Origin of the sequence: Nitrososphaera viennensis EN76, assembly GCF_000698785.1 — an archaeon.
Lineage (GTDB): Archaea > Thermoproteota > Nitrososphaeria > Nitrososphaerales > Nitrososphaeraceae > Nitrososphaera > Nitrososphaera viennensis.
Genome location: NZ_CP007536.1, coordinates 544,503 through 569,481 on the forward strand (window position 1 = coordinate 544,503; position 24,979 = coordinate 569,481).

Genomic DNA, 24,979 nt, shown 5'->3' on the forward strand with positions numbered 1-24,979 from the left:
TTAACCATGATCACCTACTAGTTTCCCTTGCCCACCGCCGCTACTGCGGCCTGTATGGCTTCTTCGACCGTCGGATAGAGTTTTGCCTTGCTCCCGTTGAGCATCTGCCTTGCCTTTTCCGACTCGGCCCCGGAGATCCTTGCAAACACCGGCACGGCGATGATGTTGTTCTTGTACGCGTCGAGTATTGCCTGCGCCACAAGGTCGGTCCTGACAATACCTCCAAAGAGGTTGACAAGGATCGCCTGCACTCGCTTTATCTTGCTGATGACCGTGAGCGCCTCGTAGATCGTCTCGGTGGTGGCGCGGCCTCCAAAGTCAAGGAAGGTGCCTGCCTTTCCGCCCGCGTCAGAGACAAGGTCCAGGGTCGACATGACCAGGCCCGCGCCGTTTCCAATGATTGCGACGTTGCCGTCAAGTTCCACGAGCGAAAAGCCATTCTCCTCCGCCTGCTTTTCAAGCTCGGAGACATGCTCGTACTTCTTTAATTCAGGGTGGCGGAACATGGCGTTGTCGTCGATTATCACCTTGGCGTCGAGCGCAAGCATCGAGCCGTCGCCAAGTATTGCGACCGGGTTTATCTCGGCAAGCTCGGCCTCTTTTTCGCCGGCCATCTTTGACAGTTTCGTTGCAAGGTCGACAAACGCGACTGCGGCGTTGCCTGCCAGTCCCAGCCTGCCGGCCGTGTCCTCTGCCACCTGCGGGCTGATGCCCTCTATCGGGACGTCGACTACGACCTTGTTGCCGGTGCTTTCGATCTCGACCCCGCCCTCTGCGGATGCGATGAGCGAGTAGCAGCGCTTGCTCCTGTTCAGGAACAGTGATAGATACAGTTCTTTCTTGATGTCGGCCATCTCTTCAAGAAGTATCCCGCGTGGAAGCTCGCCCTTGACCTCCTTGTGCACAAGCTCTGAGAATTTCGGCTCCAGCTCGGCCTCCGTCCTGCACTTGAGGATGGCGCCGGCCTTGCCCCTGCCCCCCACCGTAAGTTGCGACTTTAGCACAAACGGATAGCCGAGTTTCTTTGCCCCCTCCTTGGCCTCGCTCAAGCTGTTTGCCAAGTGCGAACGGGGTATCCTTATCCCGTATTGATCAAACAGCTCCTTGCCCTGATATTCCAGTAACCGCATAGATAATGAGGTCAGCGATTTCCGTTATTTATAATTCTACTTTGCACTTGATGTTGCAGAATAAACACCAAAGGCAACTGTCTGCATTGTTGTGAAGATCTATTTTGCCAGCTTTGCCCCGGGTCTTTGCACAATCCTGCTTATCGCAAGGTAGGCAAGCGAGGCGGCTGCAAGGCTTGGGATGGTGGCGCCTATTGCAGGCATCGACGGCACGTACAGGGGCGAAAGGGGCGACATGACAAAGTTGAGCAGCGCGCCAAGCGCCCACGCAGCTATTGCGGGCCAGGCGACACCTTTTTTGTTGCCAAACATCATGCCCTCGGTGTATTTCTGGCGTTTGACAAGATAATAGTCGGTCAGCACCACGCCAAAGAGCGGCACGAATATTGCGCCTATCAGGAGCAGGAACGTTTCATAGTCCTGTATCGTGACGACCATTGCAAGTATGGTAGAGAACGCGGCAAACCCGATTATCAGGTGCTTTTGCGACAGGTGCGGAAAGATGTTCTGCACCGACACGGCGGCAGAGTACAGGTCGGCAAACGCGTTGTCTGCCTCGTCGACGAGCAGCAAGAGCATCAAAAACCCAAAGAATATCGCCTGCATGGCCACTATTATCGCAAGCACGTCAAACGTGCCAAGGAGCACGCCCCCAAAGTAGAACATCATGTTTGTGAGCGCAAAGCCGGCAAGCGTGGCCCAGAACGCGGTCCTGCTCTTTTTCGCAAACCGGTTGTAGTCTGCGACAAGGGGCATCCACGATATGGGCATCGCTATCACGAGGTCAAGCGCGGTGAAAAAAGACATGCCCTTGCCCGGCGACGTGATGATGTCCTGCGCGCCAGGCGACATCAAAAGGGTTGCTATGATTATGGCAGACGTGCCGTAGGCTATCCACACGGCAAACTTGCCAAGCCACTGCCGCGCCACGGCAAGCGGGCCGGCGATTCCAAGCAGCGCAACCACCGTCCCGAATATGGCGGCAAGCACAGGGTACGGGATTGTGTTGCCGGAAAGGAGCGCTGCTGCGCGCGCCATTATCATTATCTCAAACGTGGTCCAGCCCACAAGCTGCATCACGTTGAGGACAGCCGGCAGGTACGAGCCTCGTATGCCAAAGGCAGGGCGCATGCTCACAAGCGACGTCACTCCGTGGTCGCTTCCGATCTTGCCGGCAAGCGCAAGCAGCATAGACCCGCCGGCAGAGCCGACGACTATGGCAAGCGTCGCGTCAAGAAAGCTTGCCTCTGACAGGAACGAGCCGGCGGAAAGCACGAGCAGGCCGACCCCAAGGCTGGACCAGAGGATGAAATAGTCAGGGCCGCCTAGCTTGCGGCCTTTTTCTGGCACAGGGGTTATGCCCCACTCCGGCGCCCTGATTATCGCCATGTAAATGGGTGCGTGCGGCCGGAATTAAATGCTATTGCATGCTGCTTGGCGTGCTTGCGGCAGCAGCAGCAGGAGCCGATTCTTCTTCATCTGCCCGGGGCTTTCTCTGCTGCGGGAGCATTATGTACACGCACGCCGAGCCGCACATCGTGCACGGTACGTTGTTGCCTTCATGCTGCCCTCCGCGATAGTGTATGCGCTCTGCCTCCTCCGGGTTTATCGAAAGCGCGATCTGCTTTTCCCAGTTGAGCGTGCGCCTTGCCTCCGTTATTGCGGCGTCCCATTTTATAGCCCGCTCCCTTATCTTGACAAGGTCGCCGGCGTGCGCAGCTATCCTGTAGGCTATCAGGCCCTCTTTTACCTCCTCTGCCGTGGGCAGGCCGAGGTGCTCTGCTGGCGTAAGGTAGCACAAAAGGTCGACCCCTTCCGCCGCGGAAACAGCGGCGCCTATCGCGCTTGCGATGTGGTCATAGCCGGCAGCAATATCAGTCACGAGCGGACCCAGGACGTAGTACGGGATGTCGCCTATGAGCGACTTGGCAAGCCTGACGTTTGCGGCCACCTCGTTCAGGGGCACGTGGCCGGGGCCTTCGATCATGACCTGCACGTCCTTGGCGTGCGCCCTCTTGGCAAGCCTTGCCACGTTTATCATCTCTGCCACCTGGAGTTCGTCGTGCGCGTCAAGTATCGAGCCGGGCCGGAGCGCGTCGCCGAGGCTGAACGTGACATCGTACTTTCTCGCTATCTCGCAGAGGTAGTCAAAGTGCTGGAAGTAGGGGTTTTCCTTTTCGTACTTCAGCATCCACGCGGCGGTTATCGTTCCGCCCTTTGAGACGATGCCTCCGTGCCTCTGCACTTCAATGACGCGCTTGGCAAGCTCGTTTGTGATGCCAGAGTGGATGGTGGTATAGTCCACGCCGTCCCGGGCGTTCTTTTCAAAGGCGTCAAGAAAGTCGTCCTCGGTTATGTTGAGCGGGTTCTTGAATTTCTCCACTCCATGCCAGTACGCCTGGTACACGGGGACGGTGCCAAAGGTTATTGGCGCGGCTTCAAGGAGCGTCTTTCTTATCAGGTTCAGGTCGCCCCCGTCAGAGAGGTCCATTATTGTGTCTGCGCCGTGCTTGACTGCGACCTTGGCCTTGGACACCTCTTCGTCAAGGTCCTGGTGCAGCGTGGAGGTGCCGATGTTGACGTTCACCTTTGTCTTTAGGCCGCGGCCTATCCCGGCCACCTTGATCTTTTGCGGCCTTGCGTTGTTCTTTGGTATGATTATCGAGCCGCTTGCAACGCCTCTGACTATGAAATCAAGACTGACGCCCTCGTCCTGCGCCACCTGCTTCATCTCCTCGGTCGGAACGCCGCGCCGGGCACTGTTCATCTGTGTAGGCATATTGTTAGAATCAGAAAAAATACACACAGTGACAGGATATAAAGAATGTTCTACTTTTGGGAAGGCCGAGTTTGTCTAAACAAAATTTAGCTTGCTGCTCTAAACTAGCTTGCTACGTGGATTAACAGAAATCCCTGAAAATACGGCACATACATGCAGGCGACAGCAACAACAGTAGAGGAGCAGCAGCAAGAGCGGACGGTGTTTTGCGAGACCCACAGCAAGAAATGCAGGTTTGCGCCGCCAGGGGCAAAGTGCGCCTGCTGCGGCAAGCGCGTCTGCCTGTGCAATTACGTGCTGTGAGATAAAATATGCCGAACAAGTTTTGATGCCAGTTGCCTCTAGCGGAACGGTCGGCCGGCGACAGTTTTTCTATGCTCTGGTCAGAAATTTACGCATCGGGGCAATACAGGACATTTATTCGGCGGCAAAGACGCCCACGCCTGGCCGCCGTCAAGGCTTCCGGCGATTGCCCCCAATGCAAGCGTCACGCACACCGAAATTGCCATTGTTGTCATCCGTGGATGTTCTGTCACAAGGCTTGCGGTTTTTCGTGCAATCCGCGGGAACATGCGTATGGCTTAGGCAATCGTCCGCTATTTAAGTAGGCAAGTAGTTTTGCACAAGTAGATCATTAGATTCAAAACAGGCGCCGCTTTTGGACAGCTTGGGTAGAGTAGTAGTGCGCTTAATAGCGCGTAGGAGCATATTGATAATCAGGGAATGGCTACGGACCTAAAGAGCATCCCTCCAGAAAAGAAAGAAGTGGTGAGAAATCTGTATGTTTCAGGGATTCCTGAGGAATTTATTGCGATGCAACTTGATTTAGAAATCCCGCTTGTCATCGCCATCCTCAAGGAACTCGGGATCTACAGGCACGCAAACGAACCATGACCTTCCCGGCCGGGAAAAACTGGATATCGTTTATTTCGACGATCCCCCGGTCGTGTCACTCTTCTGCCCAATCCAGCGTTTCGTTGCTAATTGCAAATTTTCCGCCATTTCAGTAGCAAGAATCCGGACTGGCCGATAGATAGACTGAATAAGTCTTCCCTGTTATTTTGGCATGAATTGATGAAGGTAGCGCTTTCCATCGCAGGGAGCGACTCTGGCGCAGGCGCCGGCATACAGGCCGACCTAAAGACGTTCTCGGCACTTGGCGTCTATGGCTGCACGGCGATAACCGCGCTGACCGCGCAGAACACAAAAAAAGTAGCAGAGATACACGAAGTCCCGGCAGGAATCGTCGAGGCGCAGGTAACGTCAATCATGACAGACCTGCCGCCTGCCGCAATCAAGGTAGGCATGGTCTACAGCCGGGAGATAATAGGTGCCATTACAAAATCGCTAAAGCACGCAAGGGCGCCCATCGTGCTTGACCCGATACTTGCCGCAGGGACAGGCGCAAAACTGCTGAGAGACGACGCGCTCGACCTGTTTGTTTCAAGGTTAATCCCTCTTGCGACCCTTGTCACGCCAAACAGGATGGAGGCCGAAAAGCTGTCCGGCGTAAGGATAAGGAGCGAAGGCGACGGCGTCGAGGCTGCAAAAAAGCTGAGGGCGCTTGGAGCAAAAAACGTCATTGTCAAGGGCGGCCATTTCGGGAAAAAGACGGTGACGGACATACTATTGCTTGACAACAGCAGCAAGGTGACAGAGATAACAAACCCGCGCGTCGTCGACATCAAGGAGAGCCACGGCTCGGGCTGCAACTTTTCCGCTGCAGCCACCGCATACCTTGCGCGTGGCTTGGCGCTTGAAGAAGCGTGCAGGCTGGCAAACGAGTACGTGCACGACGCCATCAAAAACGCGGTCACGGTGGGAAAGGGCCTGCCGGTCACAAACCCGCTTTCTGCAATCTACAAAGACGCGATGCGGCATAGGGTGCTTGCAGAGCTGCAGGCGGCAGTCGACAGGCTTGTTTCGCTTGAGGGTTTTTACCGCCTGGTACCAGAAACGCAGACGAATTTCGCGTACGCGCTTCCCGACGCTTCCAGCCATTCCGAGGTCGCGGCAGTCCGCGGGAGGATAGCGAGGGCAGGCAACGCCGCTGTGCAGGTGTCAAGGGTAGAGTTTGGCGCCTCCAGGCACATGGCGTCTGCCGTCCTGGCGTACATGAGCATCAGGCCGTCGACAAGGGCAGTGGCCAACATCAGGCTTGACCCGGCGATCCTTGCCGCATTCAGGTCGCTGTTCGAGGTGTCAAGCTACGACAGGAGCAAGGAGCCGCAAGACGTCAAGAGAAAAGAAGGCTCCACCATATCGTGGGGCACAAAAGCCGCGCTTTCCAAAAACCCTGAGGCGGAGGTGATATACCACGAAGGCGATGTCGGCAAGGAGCCCATGATAACCGTCTTTGGCAGGAACCCCGCAGAAGTGGTATACAAGATCGAGCAGGTATTGAAGATTTGCTGAGGGTTCTTCTATAGGAAATGCGGTCTTACCTTATATAGTAGGAAATGCGACAGAAACGCCGGCGATGAAAGCAGTCATACTCGCAGGCGGCCTCGGGACGAGGCTCCAGCCGTATACCTTCTTTATACCCAAGCCGATGCTCCCGCTCGGCAACAAGCCGCTCCTCGAATACACGATAGAGTGGCTGAGAAACGCCGGCGGCATCAAAGAGATCGTGATTTGCGTCAGCTACCTCCACAGGACAATCGAGGACTATTTCGAGGACGGGAGCAGGTTCAACGTCAAGATAGACTACGCCCGCGCAGAGCGACCGCTTGCGACCGCGGGGCAGTTAAAGACCGCGGAAAAGATGCTTGCCGACGACACCTTTGTCTGCGTCTATGGCGACTCGGTCTACGAGTTTAACCTGCGCAAGATGCTGAAGATGCACAGCGAGAGCAAGGCGTTCGTTTCGATGGCGCTGATGCACTACTCTACGAAACTGAAATACGGCTTTATCGATGTTGACGGAAGCGACATAACCGGCTGGCGCGAAAAGCCCGAGATAAGCGGGCTCATCAACATCGGCTGCTACGTCATGGAACCCGGATTCCTAAAGGCGATACCCAAGGCTGGCGCGTTTGGCATGGACGACGCCGTGAGAAACGCCCTTGCGCAGAAAAAGAAGGTCAAGGCGTTCGAGGTGGACGGCACCGGGTTCATAGACATCGGCGACAAGAAATCGTACCTTGACGCCTACAAGCAGTTTGCAAGCAGGCTGGGCAAGATATAAGATATGCCGTCGATTGCGCTCTTTGAGGACCACCACTGGCGCAACTTTGCCCCGCTTACGCTGACGAGGGCGACCTTTGACCTCAAGGTGGGCGCAAGGACGTTCTTTGAAGAGTGCTCGTACGCCGGCAACGCGCCAGACGCGCTGCTCGTGCGCAGGCACCTTGAAAAGGTGACAGCAGAGCGGCATGACGGCTGCAAGATAAATCCGGGCGCGCTTGATTCAGACGCCATATTTGTGAACGGGCTCTTGCACCCGGCGACCCTTGACCTGCCGCGCCTTTCAAACGTGAACCACACTTTTGCGATAACATCTGGAAACCGGCTGCTGGTGGCCCGCCTTTCAAAAAAGTCTGCAGAATACCTGCAAAAATGCGTCGAGGCCGGCAAGCCTGCCAGCATCAAGGCGCTTGCAGTGGAAAAATCCACGGACATGCAGGGCGCTGAAGGGCTGCTGTCAGAGCCGTGGGACCTGATAAGGGTGCTTGAAAACGCGCTTGCCATGCAAACAATAGCAGCAGAGCAGCAGCAGTCAAGCGAAATAATGCAGGGCGCAAAGGTACTTGGAGAAAACGCGGTGGTGGCAGAAGGCGCAGCAATAGAGGACGGCACGGTGCTTGACGCAAGGAACGGCGGCATCTACATCGGCCCGGGCGCGTACATTTCCCAGAGCAGGATAGTAGGCCCGGCTTACATCGGCTCCCAGACGCAGGTAAAGCAGTTCTCTATAATAGAGAAAAGCTATGTCGGAAGGAACTGCCGCGTCGCCGGCGAGATAGAGCATTCCATAGTTTCCGATTACACGAACAAGGCCCATGACGGGTTTTTGGGCCACTCGTACGTCGGCGAGTGGGTCAACCTCGGTGCCATGACCACCACGTCCGACCTGAAGATGACGTACGGCAACATACGGATTGAAGGTCATGATACGGGCCTTGACAAGCTGGGCTCTTTCTTTGCAGACATGAGCAAGACTTCCATAGGCACGCTCGTCTACAGCGGCCGCAGGATCGGGGTCTCGTCGCACCTCCACGGCCTCGTCGCAGGCGACGTCCCGTCGTTTACGATATACGGGAAGGGCATCGGCGCAAAAAACGTCGAGCTAGAGCTTGCGTCTGCGATAGAGACCCAGAGAAAGGTGATGCCAAGGCGCGGCCAGCAGATGAGCAAGGCGTACGAGCAGATGGTAAAGGACGTGTTCCTTTCGACCGCGCAGGAGAGGAAGAAGGCAGGCGTGCGCAGGGCCAAGTTTGTTGTTTAATTATGTGAGAAAATCGCTCCCTTCGAGCGTCCAATGCAACAAAAACGTTGCATAATCCGTTGCACAGGCGCGAAAACTCAAGCTAGCCCTGAAAATATGCAGACACTAAACTTCTGCTTGGGCATTCATCAAGTAACACTAACAAATTTTCCGACTTTATTATCTGTTATTTGGTATATCTATCCCCCTACTACGTCACTGTCTGTCAGTTCTAGGTGCTACTATAAAGGAAGAGGTAGATGAATAGTGGCTCAAACGCTTGTACAAAGGAAGAGCCGCTTAAGGGTCAAGGGCTTGAAGGTAAAGGACAGAGAGAAGATCAAGGAAGCAATAGCGATCAGCATCCAGAATGGCAATTACACAACGAGAGAAATCGGTGTTGACATAGGCAAGGATCACAGTACCATCTCACGTTATCTCTCAGAGATGGAAAGAGAGGACAAGTGGGGAATACGGCGGGATGCCAATGGTAGCATCATTATCTCGTTGCAAAAGCAGCTTGCACAGGAACACAGGCAATTAGAAAATGAACCGTTCAACCAGCTGCCTGCAATCCAGAAATGGATAACGTACCTGAAGTCAGGCGGAATCCTTCCAAGGAGGATCCAGTACCTTGTAAACGTGGTTCACGGAATGTCTGACCAGCTGAAGGTGATGCCGGAGACTCTCGTAAGCTTTGGTGTACCCCTCGACACGATGAAGCGAAAAGAGATAGCGATAGAATACTGGCGGAACTTTCTTGCGTGGTTCAATGTCGCTTACCCACAGATGCAAAAGACAAACACCATCAACGCTTATCGAAGCTTTCTTGCAGCTCACAACATCAACTTTGCTCACGGGGAAGGCAGGCGCTATGGACTGTCAACCACGCCGGAAAGGCTTGGGGAGTACAAGGACATCATGCTCACGCCGGAACAGATAGACAGGATAAACAGACTGCTGGAGGGTGAAAGCGACTGGGAAGCTTGGAGTTTTATGAATATCGATCTCCATACCGGAGCTAGAGCCTTTGCCATGGCGTCTATGAGCTGGAATAGGGTGGCATTCTTACCGGTGTTCAGAGTTGAACAGTTTGAGCCAAAGATAAAGCGTGGAGACTGGTACCTGACAAAGGAGGGTAAGTGGTGGGTAAAGTACCCGACAGAAGAGTGCAGGATTGTAGTCGAGACTGCACGTGATAGGTTACCAAAAGAAAGGAAATTCTTATTTTTTGACGATGCAAAAAGCGACAAGGCAAATGCGCTACAAGCTTCTTACTTTATGTCAAAAATGGCGATTAGGTTCAAGAAGATATTCTCGGGGCTGAACAAAAGCAGTTGGCTAAACGAAAAGACACGGATATACGCGCTAGGAGATGGGCTGTACTTTAATGGACATCCCTTGCATCTCATGAGACATACTATGGCTCAGTACTATCTGGCAGCGACAAATTGGTCACTTGCGTACGTCGCAAGCTTGGGAGGGTGGGAAAACACAGAAGTGTTGAACAAGTGCTACGGCGGAATTCCTGAACACATTAAAGCGCAGATAGCAAAGTCAATCCATGTAAGGTTTGATACTCTTGTCCTGAATACTTTTGGATCAGCTCTACATGGTTCGTTACTCACTTGAAAAGTCTTCCAATCCTGATTTGGGTAATTGTTTTGTTGTCCTTTTGTAATACCCCTCTTTCAAGTCAATGAGGTAATTGTAGGAAACTAGGACATCGAGAATAGCCTTGATCGGCTGTTTGTTTCCGACTATATCTCTGCCCAGATCATACATCTCTGCTTTTGCAAATGCCCTACTGCCAAACTTTTCGTCAATCCTCGTTACTGCCTTTGCAAGCAGCGAATCCTTCTCGTAAAAAGAGCCGAGGTTGATAATGTAGATTTTCTCGCCTTCTACTGATACGTATGCCTTTATCCTTTCCGGGCCTGCTAGGCTCTTGTGGTACGTGTATTTACCTCTCTTTCCGTTGATCACCTTGTCAGCATAGGCAGTGAGAAACGGGTTGACATCAAATTCCGGGTCAATAGAGTATTCTAAAGGCGGTCTATCTTTGACGACTGCCTGCGGGTTGGGATTCAGTAGCGCTTGCACATCTTTGAGCATGTTTGGAAAGATGGATACGTGCTCACCGTAACCCGTCCTTTTGATTTTCAAAAAGCCCCACTTTCTAAGGTCATCATATGCTTTGGTTGATTCTCCTTTTTCTGACGTGGCAGTGCCTTTCATCGAGTCTTCCTTGGACATGTGTCGCTCCCCGATACAGTTAGAATAGTATAATTTCCTGAGTATGGCAAGATGATAACTGTTAAACGTACAAGCTTCCCCTCTGCTTGCCTATCACGCAAAGCATGGCGTGATAATACGCCATAAATGATATAAAGATTACTAAAAACGATATGTATAATACATACTCTGTGGCACAATATACTATGAACGTTAGCGAGGAATTTGGAAGCCCAAAAGGAGTTCTGGAATGGCTTGTTTCTGGAAATGCATCGGCTAGACTTCTGGATTTCTTTGTGACAAACAAAGAGTTTGACTACTCTGAAACAGATGCCGCAGAATCATCTGGAGTATCTTTACGAACTGTATCCCGGGAATTACCAAAGTTTGAATCCGCCGGTATCATAAAGTTCACAAGAAACGTAGGAAGAGCAAAGATGTACAGATTTGACCAGAACTCAGAAATCGCCAAGTATCTAGAACAATTTGTATTTGCAGCTGCAACTAGGCGAATTGAAGCATCCATGATGCAATCAGAGGCGCAAACCTCCTCTGTTGGGAAGAAAATAGAAACGGCTCGGTTGGCAAATAGCTAATTGAGTTACAAGGGGAATCGCTGAAACAATTCACAGAGGGTGCGATTCAATCTTGATCGGAACCCTCGAAACAATTTCTTCAAAGATCGAATTCAAAGATTTTTTCTTCATCGATATAGATTGTTCAGCGTTGGTTGGAGGCATTCTAATCAAACATAGTGTTTGGTTCAGATGATATCTGGCTTTTTTACCCGGTCCCGGATACTCATATTTTTCCATATTTACGGGTGGAGAAATATCTTGATATTCCTTAAGAAGTTGGTTCCAAGAGAGGTCTGCTAGACTCCTTGCCATCTTCCTTATATCATGCTCGGATTTCTCAGGATTTTGACGAAAGAGAGCTCGGATCATAGTTTCAATTCTCTCACTCCTATTAAGATCATCCAATTCTTTGGATGATTGGGATATATCAGAGCACCAAAGTTTGCATCCAGATTCGTCATGTAGGCAAGCATCTTATCTCTAGTCTCTGAAATGGAACTCGATTTTGAATAGTTCTTCGCATCGAAGATAGCTATGATCTCATTATCAATCATAGCAGTAAAATCTGGCTTGTGTCTTTGAATCCAAGCATTAGGGCCTCCAGCAGCAAATTCTTTTTCATACCAAAAGATTACAATATGGCCATTAAATTCGAATTTACAATGAGGGTCATTTCCTAACTGAAAATCAACTAAAAGTCCCTTTTCAAACAAGAACTCTACAAACTCCATGAATATCCAAATTTCGTAAATAGTATCCAAATTCTCAATAGGTTCGATGATGTGCCTTGAAGGGGTCTTCTCAGATATGCTTGACATGTTCAGCTGTCTAAATTCTTCTATCCAATTCAACAACAATGAATAAGTCGGGTTACGTACGAGGTTTTGATTTATCCGCCGTCTTGTCTCGTCTTCCAAGTTTTTTATTCTGGTATCATTATGCGATAAATCCCAATACTTCCTTGATGCATTTAGCACAGAGGGGAGTGGGAAACGCTGAAGGATGTCTCTGGTTTTTTGAACCACTCCTTTCAATAATTGTATTTTGTAGTCGGTCAACGGTTCAAGAAACTGCGTATGAAGCAACCTGATTGATTCCCTACGCATCCATTCTGCACACAGCACCAGAAGAATATTTTCGGGTGTATCAAACTCCCTTTTCCGGACTGATGCAGAAAATGCCAATGGAAATTCCATCGGTGACTTGGTTAGTGTTTTTGTCCAATCTATTTTACCTCTAATGCCCGGCCCATAGTATTCTATCCGCGGATAATCAAAGTGTATTTCGTCAACAATCTTCTTATAGATTGCAAAGTATTGCATGTAGAGGATTTCTAACTTGTTTAGATCTGCGAGGGGATTTGGGATTCTAAAAACTCCAACATCGTTTTTAATTTCAAAATAGGCTTCATAAGACCTCCTGTGTTTCAGAATAAGGGAGAGTAATCTGTCATACATGTACTGCTTAGTTTCAGGTGGTTCAAGAACAACCCGAACCAACTGGTGCCATTTCCATCCATTCTCACGATACTTGCTAAGCTTGAAGGCATCCTTTAGCTCCTTGTTTTGAGGGAGATTGATAAAAACATCATCGACGCCAGCCAGAAGTGACATTGAGATATTTCCTCCATTTGGATCATTGAGCCATTTTATTTTCTCTATAAGCTCATTTTCTTCCATTTAGACCACAGCGGATCTTCTTAGGTCAGTAATTCCTTGTTTAAATTGGACTAACCCTAATTCGAAGTTTTTCTTTTTATCTTCAAAGGCAGTTTGGATCTGACTCCAAATGTTGTCATTTTCAATTTTCATGACTCCGGCCGAAAATTCTTCTGCCCGCGTTTTGTAATTGCTTATCTGTAAATACTCCAATACTTTTTCAAATGGTTCTCCATAGCTTTGACGATTTGGACTCTTGTAAGCATCCTTGAAGTATTGCACGATATTTTCATTGTACAGAGCCTCAATCGTGCCTAGCGATGCTGAAGAAAGGTTTTCAAGCTGGGGTATTAGTGTTGAAGTCAATGCATTGTCTAATGATAATTTTGCATCCTTTGTAATCCTAAGTGCTACCAGCATGTTCTGATAGATTAGCTGCAAAACGGCTGTTCCAAGTTTCTTAAAAACACGAACCAAATCCAGAAAATAGTATGCTTGGAGTATACGATTGTAGAATTCTGCATTTGATCTTCCGGGGAGTACCTTCTTGCCGATATCATCGAGCAGAATAAAGTCTTCATAATCTTTTAACCGCAACTCGGAAATTGCATTTTTCATGGCATAGTAGACCTCTTTTTCATAGTCTTCTTTCCTTGGTATATCTATCTCGATGTAAGCAAATCTGCTTTTTAGTGCATCTGATAATTGGAATAGGAAATGCTTGTCTGCAGTATTTAGCGTTCCAATTATTCTGTAGTCTTGTGGAATTCGTAGTTCTTTATAGGATGTATCTGTCTCGTTTGTTGGTATCTTGAGCAATCTTGTCCTAAGCGCCGTGAATAGCTGGCCGAATGCTTTATCGATATCTGCCCTGTTGAACTCATCGATTACAAGCCATGTTCCTCTATACTGCGGCCTTCTTGCCAGATGTACGCTAGGTATACGTAGACCACCATCTGTTCCGCGTTCCCAATTTCTTGCAACAGTCTCCGCTACACATCCATACTGAATGTCATATGCTACCCTCCCGTTTTCCATCTTTGGATATATTCCACCTATTACGTCCTGTGTATTCCAATCTGCAGTGGCAGTATAGTATTCTGCATAGTATCCGCCAATCTTTTCCCAAAATAATTCAGGAATCAATTGGGCTAATCGAGTCTTTCCTGTTCCAATTGGGCCTGCAAGCAGCACGTGTCTGCCACTTGCAAGGGCTGTCACTATTTCAATGACCTTTTCTTTGGGGACCAGGAGCGAGCTGCGAATTTTTTCGTAACCGTTTTCTATCTCCTCATACGTTGGAATGGATAGAGGGCTATCATCAAAAGTTTCAAGATGTGGAGTATCTTTTTCCTCTGAGGAGGATTCTGATTTTAGACAGTGGTATAAGAACCTCCAAAAGGTTGTGTTGTCCCATCGCTGATTAAATTGACTATTAATTTCATCCTTGGCCTCAAGTAGTAACTCAGTATGTAATTCGTACTTTTCTCCGTTTGACAAGACACCATAATCCTTTCCATATTTGTCTTTAGCTTTTTCAATGTATTTCTTGCCAAGCTTAGTCGAGAATAGCTCCATGTCCTGCATACTGAATACGGCCAGAGATCTGTCTGAATTGTAAAGGTAAATGATTTTCTTTGGAATTGCTTTTTCGCCACCGAAACCACTAATTTTCTCCCAAGGCGCATTGACTTTTTCTAAAAGCGATTTGTTTCTATCTACAGCTATTTTGAGCAGATCCTTGAATAATTTCAGATTTTCTTCAGTGATTCCCCATACGCTAGCCTCGGCTCCGGTCTTTCCCACATTTTCAGCTATTTCACTCCAATAATAGTAAAAAGTGTCTTTGCTACCACGTTCATAAATATCACTTACTTGTAGCTCATCAATGAGATCAGGGTGTTGATGATAGGGATAGCGACTTAGGAATTTGTTAAGTGCCTCACGTGCTTTCTCGATCTTTTCATCATCATTACGAATACTCTGAAGGCATGGTAGGATCTCTTTTGTAACCAACGAATCAGAATCCAATGATGGCGTTTCCTTTAACATCCAATAACCCGAACCTATTTCTTTTGGCTGAAATAGATCTCTTCCAGAGCCACGAGAATTAGCTTGCAAATAGTATCTGATTATGTTTTCATAATCCTTAGGTAGGATTTCGTTCTTGCTTCTTCTTATCTCTGCAAATACCTTGTAGATATCGCTTAGGTGATAATACTTAGCTGCTCCTCCTAGTTTCATGTAGGTGTCGATAAGATCACTGATCCAAGTAGATTCTTCAGTATCAACTAATCCCTGATTTGTTTCGTTCGTCTTTTCTTTTAAGTCACTAATTTGGTCCCATTTGTTTAGAAAATTTACCAAGGAATGTTCCTTCCCGGGAGCACGATTTACTACTAGAGTATTATGTGAACCATTGCGTTCAATGATACTAAAATCCCATTGCAATTTACCTTGCTTGAAATTAGGCTCCACCTGACTGAAAAATGCCTCCAATGCGCTGCCGGGTATGACGAATGTGTGCTCAGGATTCTTTTCTAGCATTATAGCGTAATAGTGTCTAGGGCTTGAAACTAGCTTATTGTAATCATCCCGCGATAAGTCATACCATCCTCTATTGTTTGGATGAATGATGGAATCATTGACATATACTACTGACTCGGATTGTAGATGCGGATCGGGTATTATCCTAAGCCATGATTTTCTTTCTGGACCGATTATTTTGATATTCTTGTATTTATTCTGGAGGTAATCTCTAAGAATTTCCGCGGCTGAGGGCATTATAGCAGTGCTGAAAGGAGAAGGTATGTTATTAGCATTATGATATATCTCAGTGTCTTTTCAGTGTTTCCAGATGTAATGCTCACGAATAGCTTGGCTGAAAGAGCTTTCCACGATTCCATTCCTGAATTGAATTTAGTCAGCGAAGGAGGATGCTGTAGGGTTTGAGCCTGTGTACTGTTTGTTGCATATACTATTACTCCCGGTCTAACTGCAAATTGCTATGCAACGGAACCGAAAGATAATTAATTAGTTAGTTAGTTTGCGCCCGGAGTTTTGAACACCGCAAGCCCTGTCCAAGCCGCCAGAAAAATAACAGAAATAGAAACAAAAATTGATGATGCCCTGCCCGTCTGTTAGAGCAGGGCAAATGCTGCTACGTGTCGCCACCTTTGCCCAGTTCAAACTCGACTGTGACTGATTTCGATATCTCTCCGCTTATGTTCGGGTAATAGGGCTGGATTATGTGCACGCCCCTGTATGGGATCAAGCCGCCGTACGGATTTGGCGAGTCCGTGGCTGCCTCTATGCTCACGATTCCGTTTACCTGAAGCCCCAGCGACTGCGCCATCTCTTCTGCCCTGCTCTTTGCACTGTCAAACGCCTGCTTGCCAAGTTCCTTCCTGGCCTGGTCTATGGCGGCATCGGATGCTGACAGGTAGACGTTTTCGACGTTTGCGCCGCCCATCTTCTTGACTGCGGCGGTTACCTTCTCTATGTCGGCGGCGTCCGTCCTGACGATTATCTGCGTGTACATGCTGTAGCCGGCATTCTGGTTTGAGCCGTAGAAGAACGGGTAGATGTTGAGGTTGTTCTGCCGTACCTGGTCTTCCGAGATTCCGGTTTCCCTCAGCACGGCCAGGAGGCTCCTGTACTTTTGCTCATACTCTGCTATCGACTTTGTCAGCACATCCGGCTTTGTGTTCAGCGAGACGCCGACGGTTATCGGGTTGCGCTCCAAAGTCCGGGTCTGGTTTTCTGCGCCGTCACCGACCTCGACTGAAGTGCTGCCCGCCGCTGCGCTCTCGGCTTTTCTGAGTATTGCGGCCGAGTAGCTTGGGTCTATGTACACGCTTTCAAACCCAAAGCCGGCATCTGCGAGCTTGCTGACCAGCCCGGGCAGGCGGTCGATGTTTGTCTGGACGGCGACTGAAGCGTATACGTTAAACGTCACGTTGTTGGAGGCCGGCACGCCCGTGTTTGAGTAGTAAGGGTTCAGGGATTGCTGGCCGAAGGCTATTGTCGTCCTGTCGCCTGCAGCTTCCCTCACGGCCTGCGCTATTTGCTGCGTCCTTGCTTGGTGCTTGCTCAAGACGGAAGATAGTTCGCCGGGTTCTGTCTGCGCGTTTATTATTATGGTGGCCTGGTCCGGCGTGATTGTTGTTGATGCCTCCCCCGTCACCTTGATGGTCGCAGGTTTTCCGCCAGACGGCAGCGCTGCGTAATCTTGGCTGTATGCTTTCTGGAAATCGTTTTTGAGCAACAGCGGGGTGCCTGCAACAAAAAATGACGTGCTGGCTACCGCCGCCGACAAGACAACAGCTAACACGATAGCTATTGTCGGAAGCTTTTTTCTGGAAAAGTTATTCATCAAAAGCCGGTTTTGCGCCGCGTTTATTTAAGAAATTATCCAAACGAAATAGACTTTGAAAAATCTGTTGTTTAACGGGGCAATAACCTGCTGACAAGATGATTATTGGCCGGTGCACGGACAACATATACTCTGCTACTGCTACATGTAGCTGATGCTCTGCTTTTCCTTCCACAGCCCCAGGCGCTGGTGGAGCCACGGGTAAAAGTTGGCGTCGCCGTTTTCAAACTCTTTTTTGATTATCCGGATTATCTTCTTTGACACCTGCCCCGGCCGGCCGTAGATCTGCTTTTTATTTCGCAGCTGCATGCCAAGGCCCTCTCCCCTTTCGTGCGCCTCTCTTGCCATCATAGATATCCATGCGCGGTTGAGCGGCGGGACAAGGATGTTGCTCTTGGCGTCAAACACCGTCTCTGGCCTGTCAGTGTTCAGCCGGACAGTGAGCGACGTCACCTTTGGGAAATAGAGCAGCTCTTCCTGCATCGAGCCCGAGTCCGTCATCTCGGCCCAGCAGCGGCCGCTGTCAAGAAATTCTATCACGTGCGCGTACTCTTTCCACAGAGGCGTCATCAGGAATTTATCTTTGTGATCCTCTGCAAGGTCCTGCAGTTTCTTTTCAAGGCCGTACTGCTTTAGCGCAGAAACCGTCGCGTTGAGCATCACAAGGACGACCTTGCTGTCCGTGCGCTCAATGATGTCTACAAGACCGCCGATTATGGACGTGAAACGGCGCTCTGTCAGGTTCTCCCGCCTGTGTATATCCATCCTTATCCACTCGCCCTTTTCAAGCTGCGGGTACGCGTCAAAGATGCTCTGGCTTGGGCGCTCCTTGCGCTTTTGGTGTATCGCGTCGACGACAGAGTTTCCCACCACGTGCACAAACTCTTCAGGGTACCCCTCCCTGACCAGGTGGTCCTTGTTGAGCTGCGTCGGCGCAAAAAAGAACTGCGTGCCGGCAGAGCATATCCAGGTGTCTATCTGCTCTGGAAACGGCTCTTCCCTTGCAAGGAACCACCTTCTGCCCTCAAACTGGCTGTGCACAAGGTCGCGTATTGTCTTTTTCGTCGGCTCTTTTGCCGGCGACAGGTGCTTCATCATCTCCGGCCCCATGGAGCGCAGGCCTGCCTCGTTCTGGCCCACCTTCTGGCCCATCCCAAACACCCACGCAAGCGGGGCGATGCCTGCCACGAGCGTGTCGCCGTGCACTATGGGAAGCATCGACTCGTTATGGTGAAAGTTCTTGCGGCAGTACCGGCCAAAGTAGCCGAATTTCAGTATCAGTTCGCTTGCCTTTTCCATCAGGTCGCCCCGGATCTGCAAGTTGCAGCCTACAAAGTCGTTCAGGCTGAACTCGTGCATCCCAAAGCCGAGCACGTCGTCAAAGTGCTGTCCCGTGTTTATCACAAAGGAAGGCACGTTTTCCCTTGCGGCCTCCACCATCAATGGGGCCTGCTTGTAAAAGTCCGGCTTTGTTCCCGTCACGACGGCAAGTATCGGGCTTTTCTGCTTTTTCGCATGCTCAAACACCGAGGACAGGCCCCCGGAAACCTTTATCGGGAGCAGGTCCCGCGACACGTCAAGCTCGACGCCTTTGTCTTTCAACGGAGATCATCCAGGTTGCCGGCAGACCGGCTCCTCTTTGACACGGCCGCCAGGTAGCCGCCGATTCCGGCCACGCCTGCTCCAGCGGCTATGAATATGTACGGCACTATGCTGATTCCGCCCAGCATGTACCTTGAGGAGATCTGCGGAAGCATGCCCAGCGCGGCTATCATGCCAGCCAGCATTATCGCGCCGGCAGCCACAAGCAGCAGGCCCGCAGGCTTGTTGCCGGTCGTCCGGGACATGGCAAACACGACGCCGGCGAGTATGACTCCCGGCGCGGCCGATATAGAGACCTGCTGTATGAGCAGCCCCGCAGGGTCGATTATGCGGCTTGGGTTCTCCCCCTGGCTTATGAGAAAGTTGTAGAACGAAAGTAGAAGCGCCACAAACATAGCCGACAGCCCGACGGACGCCAGCGCGATCCAGGTCTCCAGCTTCATATACGGCGGTTTATTTTCAGAGGTTGGTAATTAAATGATTGGTTTTTAGCAGCTATGTGATGCCGACCAGGCCGGCAAGCTCCTTCCGGCACGCAGAGCCAAGGATTTCTGCTGCTTTTTCCGGCTTGACATTGTTGACATAGACGCCAAAGCCCCGCTCAAGGCCCGACCACGTCGTTAATTGTGGATAGACTTCAATGTGCCAGTGGATCTGCCGGCTGTTCTTTTTCTCCGGCGACAGGTGGAAGACCATGTTGAACGGCGCGTCCTTCAACGCCTTTGACATGCCGCCCAGGGTCGCGCGCATCATAAGCGCAAGGTCGTTTATCTCCTTTTGCGTTATCTTTGAAAAGGACGTGATGTGCCTCTTTGGGTATATCCAGAACTCGTACGGGTACGTCGGCGCCCACGGGCAGAAGGCAAGGAAGCTGTCCGTGGCAAGTATCTGGCGCGGCCCGCTGGACTCGACTGATATCATGTTGCACGCGGGGCAGCTGCCGTTTTCGTTCATGAACCTGTGCGAGCCTTCTGCTTCAAGCTCTATCGCAGGCGGGATTGATGAGAAGGTGACGATGTTAAGGTGCGGGTGCGGCACCTGTGCGCCTGCGCCGGCCCCGCTGTTGACATATATCGAGACGTATGTCACGCTTTTTTGCGTGTACAGCCACCTGACGCGGTCCTGGATGACGACAAGCACGTTGCCCCACTGCTCGACTGACATCTGCGGCAGGCTCTGCTTGTGGTCCGGCGTCGCAACGACCACCTGGTGGTAGCCGTAGGCCGGCTCGCTGTAGAGCGGCTTGTCGCTATAGCTTGCAGCGGCGGTTGTGGTGACTACAGGGTTCTTGCTTTCAAACACCCTGACCGACCAGTCGTCGATTATGCTGTCCTCGCTGTCAGAAAGGCGCTGGAGCATGCCGTCCTTTACGACAAGCGCAAGGAGCGCCGGCGAGGTCATTGACTCGTTGCCGGGGCAATAGGGGCACCGGTCGTACCTTTCATTCTGTTCTGCTGTCGCCGCAGCAGCAGAAGAAGAAGAAGAGTCCGGAACAAGGACAAACCTGTCCAGAACGTAATCTTTGCGCAGCTCCCTCATGCCCGGAAAATGCTCCCCACACTTTTAATTAAAGGTTCTGCACCGCTAGTCGCCCAGCGCAAATTCAAGTGCCTTTGTGCAGCGTGCGCAAACGTATGTCCCGCGCTGCACTATCCCGAAATCTTCGGTCCTGGTGCCCGCGTCGTCCACGACTGTCTTGCCGCAGAACCTGCACAGCAGTTCCAACAAGGAATGTATGTGCAGCTTGCTAATAAAAGAAGCAGCAGTAACGCTTTTTTTCCGCAGCCATCACAAGCAAGAGGCATGCCACTTGACGGCGACATCAAGAGCATGATAGAGGCGGTCATTGAAAGCGACCTGCAGGCGCCCAAGGTCCCAAAGAGCAGGGTGCCAAAGCTGAAAAAGGTGTGGAAGTGCACCAGCGCGTACGACTTTCTCTACGGCCAGAGGGCAGGCTATTACACCGGCCTTGCAGAAGGCATCATGCTTGAAAGGCACAAGCGCCAGCTGACGCAGGAAGAGCAGGACGAGGTATTTGCAACAATCGAGCCGTACACAAAGGGCCTTCGCAGGTATTTTTCCTACTACAAAAAGCCTGCAAAGCGAGAGAAGAAGAAAAAATAAATTGACGCGACATGCTCTTGCCAGCATGAGAAAAGACGGCGTTAAAATTGTCTATGTGCTTCTGGACGGCGTCGGCGACCTGCCGCACCCGGCGCTAAACGACCTTACACCGCTTGAAGCCGCCTACACTCCAAACCTTGACGCCCTTGCAAGGAACGGCGCGATGGGCCGCGTGATAACCGTCGGAAAGGGCATCGCGCCGCAGTCAGACATCGCCGTCTTTAACATGCTTGGCTACAGTTTCCGCCAGGGGGGCTACGTCGGCCGCGGCGTGATAGAGTCGATAGGCTGCAACATCGACTTTCGCGACGGCGACCTTGCGCTGCGCGGCAACTTTGCAACCGTCAACGATAACAACAACAAGATAACCGACAGGCGCGCCGGCAGGGTCATCTCCAAAGAGGAGGCGGCAGCCGTCTGCAAGTCTCTCGCAGACGGCATCAAGTTCAGCGACAAGGACGCATCGATTGCGCTTGTCCCGACCGTCGCGCACCGCGTGGTGATCAGGATACGCCACAGCAAGATGAAGCTGTCAGACAAGATAACCAACACCGACCCGGCCTATGACAAGGTCGAGGGGATGGGAGTCGCCAAGGCAACGTCCGACGACGACATCTATGTCTTGGAGGCCAAGCCGCAGGACGACAGCAAGGAGGCCAAGATGGCGGCGATGCTTGTAAACGAGTTTACAGAGCAGACCATCAAGATACTGCGCGACCACCCCGTCAACGTTGCCAGAAAGGCGGCAGGCAGAAACCCGATGAACTGCATACTTGCCCGGGACTCGGGCAACAGGTTCCCGGAGGTCCAGCCCATCAACAAGAAATACGGCATCTCAATCGGCTGCATCGTAGAGATGCCTGTCGAAGTCGGCATCTCCAAGGTCCTCGGCATGAAGATGTACGAGGCCGGCTCGCTTGACGACTATGAGCTCAAGGCAAGAGTAGCCGCAAAGAGCCTGAAAAACAACAGCGGCGGCGGCGACGCGGTGTACGTCCACCTGAAGGGCCCCGACGAGTTTGGCCACGACGGCGACGCCAAGGGCAAAAAGCGCAACCTCGAAGAAATCGACAGGCGCTTTTTCGGGGTCCTTGCCAAAGAGCTGGCAGGCGTGAAAAACCCGGTGATCGTGGTGTCCGGCGACCACTCTACCCCGTGCATCAAAAAGGCGCACAGCGACGACCCGGTCCCGCTGCTCGTGTCTGGAAACGGCATCAAGCAGGATGCAAGCGCACGCTTTACAGAAGGCTACGGCAGAAAGGGAAGCCTTGGCCTCCTCATGGGAGCAGACGTCATATCGACGGCGCTAAAGCTGGCGTCTGACAGATAGACGCATATACGCAAATGAATAAAAGGCCAGAGCGGCCTAGTCGTTATTGATTATTATGCTGGGCGGGCTTGTTTTTGCGGCAGCATTTGCGATACTACCAGAAGGAAGCGTCAAGGACGAGGCCACGTTTTTCGTGCTCATCGGCATACTTGCAGCCCTCATCGGAGTCGCACTGTACATGCGCCACAAGAGAAACAGCGAGCCGGACTACCCTACAGAGTAATGGCAACGCCCATGCCTGACACCATCGTGAGTATCGTACCCACGACTGATGCGGCCCTTGAAGGAGGAGCGCCTTCGCTTTCCACGTGATGGTAGGTGTGTATCGACTTGTCGTTTTCTCGGTCGCAGGACGAGCACCTCCAGAGGACCGCCTCGTTGCATTCGGGGCAGAACTCTGCAGCATTCATCTCGCTACCGCAGGCTCGACATAACATTTGCCTTTTTATGGAACTCCTTTCTAATAAAGGATGCCGTAAAGAGTTCCGGAAGACTCACTCAGGCAAGGTGGTTTGGCCTTGCCTGCGGCTTGACCGTGACTGTCAGCTTGAACCCGGTCAGCATGTCCTTGCAGCGGTTGCGTATAGTCACTTCCGTCACGCCCGAAAGGCTCGACACGTCGCGCTGGAGTATGTTTATGCCAAGCAGTATCGACGAGACATAGATGTACGCCGCCGCAAGCCCGTTTGGAGCCTTGCCGTCTGCAAGCATGCGGTCGTTGGTCTTGTGCGCAATGTCTATTGCGAGGCGCTCTACCTTGGTGTCTATCTTGGCCATGTTTGAAAGCTTTGAGATATAGTGGTCGATGGCCATCGCGACCGGCGCCTGTTGTTGCTGTTGCGGTGTTGCTGTTGTTGTTTCCTGCGCTGCTGACGCCTCTTCCGAGAACGCGCTCATCTCCATCACCATCATGCGGTAGTATTTCGATGCAAGTTTCACGCTTGACCTGTCCTGCTCGGTGACGCCTGTCGCCGCCACTATCTCATCGAGCGAGCGCACCACGCGGCATTTCTTGCACGCAAGGTAGATTGTCGCAGCCGCCATGCACGCAATTGATTTTCCTTTTGCCTCCTGCATGTTCTCATAGTTGCGGTACAGCATAGCCGCGGTTTCAACAAGCAGTTTTGGCAGGGACATTGCCGCGCACGTCTCGTTTATCTTTGTCAGGACGTTTGAAAGGCGGCGCTCCTGGGGCGACACTATCCTGCTGCGTATGTGCCACTTGCGGATGTTGTTCATCTGCTCGGCCATCTGGTAGTCTATTGATTTGCCCGCATAGTCCTTCGAGCCAGAGGCAATCTCTGTCCTCAGGCCGTAATCGTGAAGCGCAAGGCTAGTCGAGCCAGACGCCCTCGTGTTTTTGGATTTTTCCTCAAAGTCGGTCGCGTTTGACTCGCGGCCAAAGTCGTAGACGCCGTCCATCGCGACGTACCCGCAGCGCTCGCAGATGAACTCGCCCTTTGAATAGTCCTGGATGAGGTTTGCGCTGCATTCCGGGCACTGGGTGCAGTATTCGCTAGTGGTCAATTCTGGCGCCTCCTTTCCTTTCCATGCTGCTGTTGTCGCCGTTGCTCTCTGCGCGCATGCGACGGCCTTGCAGGTTGCTGCCGCCCGCCGGCAAACACCTTTGCCCCGGTCAGCCTTGCCGTCTTGTCGGTCATTGGAATGACCGAGGCGTACGGCGCACTCACGGGCCCTATCAGCTCGGCTATCTTCCCTACCCGCCTGCCGGCAGAGTCGATAAGCATCTCACCCGGTCTGATGCTTGCCGCCCCTGTCGTGTTTAGTTTTACGATTAACCTGCCGCTCTTTGCTAGATGCATAACTTCCCCGATCTCCCCCACTTCCACAATCAGCTCTTGCTTGCTATCATAAGCTTCGGTCAAATTTGTTATGTTTGTTGATGAACAATATTATTGCGGCCGCTGTTAAATCTCAGCCTGCTACTTTTTTCCGGATTTTTGCCTCGCGCGCTTTTGCAAAAGCTTTTCCGCGACGCTTGCAATGACCTTTGATTTTTTCACGCCTTCCTTCTTGGCAAGCATGACATAGCCGGACTTGACAAAAGACCGGCGCGGAAACCTGGCGGTATCGTTTACCGCGTCATCTTCAACCTGGTAGCCGGCGGTCTTGGCCGCTTCCAAAAGTTCCTGTACGGTAGGGTCAAAGACGGCCTGGTCGCGCTTGACCTTCCTTCCCTGGCGGCGTTTCAAGTTCTTGTTGAAATAGTCCAGCCAGAGTATGACGTGGTCGTAGTCCTTCAAGGCTCTAGATATTGGGAAAAGATCTTATTAATAAATGAAAGTGAGAGAGGAAAGTCTCTACTGCTTGGCCTTTATCAGGACAGCATTTACCACGCCGTTCTGGCCCGGCCTCGAGGTGACCAGCGCAGAGCCTGCCTCTGTCTCGATGATCGCGCCCTTGCTCACCACGCCCCTTCTCTCATAGTCGCGGTTTGCAGGGTTCTTGGTCACATTGAGGATCTTGGACTTGGTCGCCTTTTTGGCTTCAGGGTCCATGACGTTTGCAAACTCGACGGTCTTGAAGGCTGCCTTGACGTTTGCGCCCCTTACCCTTCTCGTGACAATGTCGGTCGTGCCGACGGTAGCTTCATTTGGATACCTGTCAATCTCGGACTTTCTCCTGATCCTGTTGGCGAGCTTGCGTCCGCCAGTCAGCTTGCGGCCCGCAAGATTCTCTATCGACTTGCGCATATTGCGTTTTCTAGTGTATCAAATACTC

Annotated in this window: 26 protein-coding genes; 10 read left to right on the forward strand and 16 right to left on the reverse strand. The window is 51.4% G+C overall.

Translation table 11 applies throughout. The features are described from left to right. Window positions 1-17: 17 nt before the first annotated feature. From NVIE_RS03270 to thiC, 3 genes are all read right to left on the reverse strand, one after another. Window positions 18-1,130, reverse strand: coding sequence for a succinate--CoA ligase subunit beta (locus tag NVIE_RS03270; protein WP_075054005.1), 1,113 nt, complete (start codon window positions 1,128-1,130; stop codon window positions 18-20). A gap of 99 nt (window positions 1,131-1,229) precedes the next feature. Further along, a complete protein-coding gene (locus NVIE_RS03275; protein WP_075054006.1) occupies window positions 1,230-2,519 on the reverse strand; it encodes a purine-cytosine permease family protein in 1,290 nt (429 codons plus the stop codon). Between the two features lie 31 nt (window positions 2,520-2,550). Then, a complete protein-coding gene (gene thiC, locus NVIE_RS03280) occupies window positions 2,551-3,909 on the reverse strand; it encodes a phosphomethylpyrimidine synthase ThiC (protein WP_075054007.1) in 1,359 nt (452 codons plus the stop codon). 153 nt (window positions 3,910-4,062) lie between these two features. Between thiC and NVIE_RS15210 the strand changes: the two genes are divergently transcribed. The 6 genes from NVIE_RS15210 (at window position 4,063) to NVIE_RS15845 (ending at window position 9,967) form a co-directional block, all read left to right on the forward strand. Beyond that, complete coding sequence (locus NVIE_RS15210) at window positions 4,063-4,212, forward strand: hypothetical protein (protein WP_158435068.1); 150 nt, start codon at window positions 4,063-4,065, stop codon at window positions 4,210-4,212. Window positions 4,213-4,632: 420 nt separating this feature from the next. Next, window positions 4,633-4,803: a hypothetical protein gene (locus NVIE_RS15215; RefSeq protein ID WP_158435069.1), complete on the forward strand. Its 171-nt coding sequence runs from the start codon at window positions 4,633-4,635 to the stop codon at window positions 4,801-4,803. A gap of 180 nt (window positions 4,804-4,983) precedes the next feature. Then, window positions 4,984-6,324 (forward strand): bifunctional hydroxymethylpyrimidine kinase/phosphomethylpyrimidine kinase, encoded by a 1,341-nt coding sequence (thiD, locus tag NVIE_RS03285; protein ID WP_075054008.1) that lies wholly within the window; start codon window positions 4,984-4,986, stop codon window positions 6,322-6,324. Window positions 6,325-6,388: 64 nt separating this feature from the next. After that, window positions 6,389-7,096: a nucleotidyltransferase family protein gene (locus tag NVIE_RS03290; RefSeq protein WP_075054009.1), complete on the forward strand. Its 708-nt coding sequence runs from the start codon at window positions 6,389-6,391 to the stop codon at window positions 7,094-7,096. 3 nt (window positions 7,097-7,099) lie between these two features. Continuing rightward, window positions 7,100-8,356 (forward strand): putative sugar nucleotidyl transferase, encoded by a 1,257-nt coding sequence (locus NVIE_RS03295; protein ID WP_075054010.1) that lies wholly within the window; start codon window positions 7,100-7,102, stop codon window positions 8,354-8,356. Window positions 8,357-8,650: 294 nt separating this feature from the next. After that, window positions 8,651-9,967: a hypothetical protein gene (locus NVIE_RS15845; protein WP_227717459.1), complete on the forward strand. Its 1,317-nt coding sequence runs from the start codon at window positions 8,651-8,653 to the stop codon at window positions 9,965-9,967. Here the strand turns inward: NVIE_RS15845 and NVIE_RS03310 are convergent. Continuing rightward, window positions 9,956-10,591 carry a hypothetical protein gene (locus NVIE_RS03310; RefSeq protein WP_075054011.1) on the reverse strand — a complete coding sequence of 212 codons (636 nt, stop codon included), beginning with the start codon at window positions 10,589-10,591 and terminating at the stop codon, window positions 9,956-9,958. The two genes, NVIE_RS15845 and NVIE_RS03310, sit on opposite strands and share 12 nt — an antisense overlap. 185 nt (window positions 10,592-10,776) lie before the next feature. On the opposite strand from NVIE_RS03310, the gene NVIE_RS03315 reads away from it, so the two are divergent. Next, complete coding sequence (locus tag NVIE_RS03315; protein ID WP_075054012.1) at window positions 10,777-11,166, forward strand: helix-turn-helix domain-containing protein; 390 nt, start codon at window positions 10,777-10,779, stop codon at window positions 11,164-11,166. 347 nt (window positions 11,167-11,513) lie between these two features. Here the strand turns inward: NVIE_RS03315 and NVIE_RS03325 are convergent, their stop codons facing one another. The 7 genes from NVIE_RS03325 to NVIE_RS15220 all read right to left on the reverse strand — a co-directional run bounded on the left by NVIE_RS03325 (window position 11,514) and on the right by NVIE_RS15220 (window position 20,508). Next, window positions 11,514-12,827, reverse strand: a complete 1,314-nt coding sequence (locus NVIE_RS03325) for a hypothetical protein (protein WP_075054014.1) — start codon at window positions 12,825-12,827, stop codon at window positions 11,514-11,516. After that, on the reverse strand, window positions 12,828-15,590 hold the full coding sequence (locus NVIE_RS03330) for an AAA family ATPase (protein ID WP_075054015.1): 2,763 nt from the start codon (window positions 15,588-15,590) through the stop codon (window positions 12,828-12,830). It abuts the gene before it with no gap. A gap of 376 nt (window positions 15,591-15,966) precedes the next feature. Continuing rightward, entirely contained in the window at window positions 15,967-17,181 is a 1,215-nt protein-coding gene (locus NVIE_RS03335) for an SIMPL domain-containing protein (protein WP_075054016.1), read from the reverse strand. Window positions 17,182-17,322: 141 nt separating this feature from the next. Then, on the reverse strand, window positions 17,323-18,783 hold the full coding sequence (locus tag NVIE_RS03340; protein WP_084790600.1) for a UDP-N-acetyl glucosamine 2-epimerase: 1,461 nt from the start codon (window positions 18,781-18,783) through the stop codon (window positions 17,323-17,325). Further along, window positions 18,780-19,226, reverse strand: coding sequence for a hypothetical protein (locus NVIE_RS03345; protein ID WP_075054017.1), 447 nt, complete (start codon window positions 19,224-19,226; stop codon window positions 18,780-18,782). The genes NVIE_RS03340 and NVIE_RS03345 overlap by 4 nt, the downstream gene beginning before the upstream one ends. Before the next feature lie 52 nt (window positions 19,227-19,278). After that, complete coding sequence (locus NVIE_RS03350) at window positions 19,279-20,322, reverse strand: galactose-1-phosphate uridylyltransferase (protein WP_075054018.1); 1,044 nt, start codon at window positions 20,320-20,322, stop codon at window positions 19,279-19,281. Window positions 20,323-20,367: 45 nt separating this feature from the next. After that, a complete protein-coding gene (locus NVIE_RS15220; protein WP_158435070.1) occupies window positions 20,368-20,508 on the reverse strand; it encodes a zinc finger domain-containing protein in 141 nt (46 codons plus the stop codon). 78 nt (window positions 20,509-20,586) lie between these two features. On the opposite strand from NVIE_RS15220, the gene NVIE_RS03355 reads away from it, so the two are divergent. From NVIE_RS03355 to NVIE_RS15225, 3 genes are read left to right on the forward strand one after another with little or no spacing between them, the layout of a single operon-like run. Continuing rightward, window positions 20,587-20,907 carry a hypothetical protein gene (locus tag NVIE_RS03355; RefSeq protein ID WP_075054019.1) on the forward strand — a complete coding sequence of 107 codons (321 nt, stop codon included), beginning with the start codon at window positions 20,587-20,589 and terminating at the stop codon, window positions 20,905-20,907. A gap of 25 nt (window positions 20,908-20,932) precedes the next feature. Continuing rightward, window positions 20,933-22,237: an alkaline phosphatase family protein gene (locus NVIE_RS03360; protein ID WP_075054020.1), complete on the forward strand. Its 1,305-nt coding sequence runs from the start codon at window positions 20,933-20,935 to the stop codon at window positions 22,235-22,237. A gap of 55 nt (window positions 22,238-22,292) precedes the next feature. Further along, window positions 22,293-22,460, forward strand: a complete 168-nt coding sequence (locus tag NVIE_RS15225; RefSeq protein ID WP_158435071.1) for a disulfide oxidoreductase — start codon at window positions 22,293-22,295, stop codon at window positions 22,458-22,460. Here NVIE_RS15225 and NVIE_RS03365 read toward each other — a convergent pair. From NVIE_RS03365 to NVIE_RS03385, 5 genes are all read right to left on the reverse strand, one after another. Then, a complete protein-coding gene (locus tag NVIE_RS03365; RefSeq protein ID WP_075054021.1) occupies window positions 22,450-22,647 on the reverse strand; it encodes a hypothetical protein in 198 nt (65 codons plus the stop codon). The two genes, NVIE_RS15225 and NVIE_RS03365, sit on opposite strands and share 11 nt — an antisense overlap. Window positions 22,648-22,735: 88 nt before the next feature. After that, window positions 22,736-23,764, reverse strand: a complete 1,029-nt coding sequence (locus tag NVIE_RS03370) for a transcription initiation factor IIB (RefSeq protein WP_075054022.1) — start codon at window positions 23,762-23,764, stop codon at window positions 22,736-22,738. Beyond that, window positions 23,761-24,060, reverse strand: coding sequence for an H/ACA ribonucleoprotein complex subunit GAR1 (locus NVIE_RS03375; protein WP_158435072.1), 300 nt, complete (start codon window positions 24,058-24,060; stop codon window positions 23,761-23,763). Before NVIE_RS03375 ends, NVIE_RS03370 begins: the two co-directional genes overlap by 4 nt. Window positions 24,061-24,180: 120 nt before the next feature. Then, complete coding sequence (locus NVIE_RS03380) at window positions 24,181-24,501, reverse strand: signal recognition particle subunit SRP19/SEC65 family protein (RefSeq protein WP_075054024.1); 321 nt, start codon at window positions 24,499-24,501, stop codon at window positions 24,181-24,183. A gap of 57 nt (window positions 24,502-24,558) precedes the next feature. Continuing rightward, on the reverse strand, window positions 24,559-24,951 hold the full coding sequence (locus tag NVIE_RS03385) for a 30S ribosomal protein S8e (RefSeq protein ID WP_075054025.1): 393 nt from the start codon (window positions 24,949-24,951) through the stop codon (window positions 24,559-24,561). Window positions 24,952-24,979 lie beyond the last annotated feature (28 nt).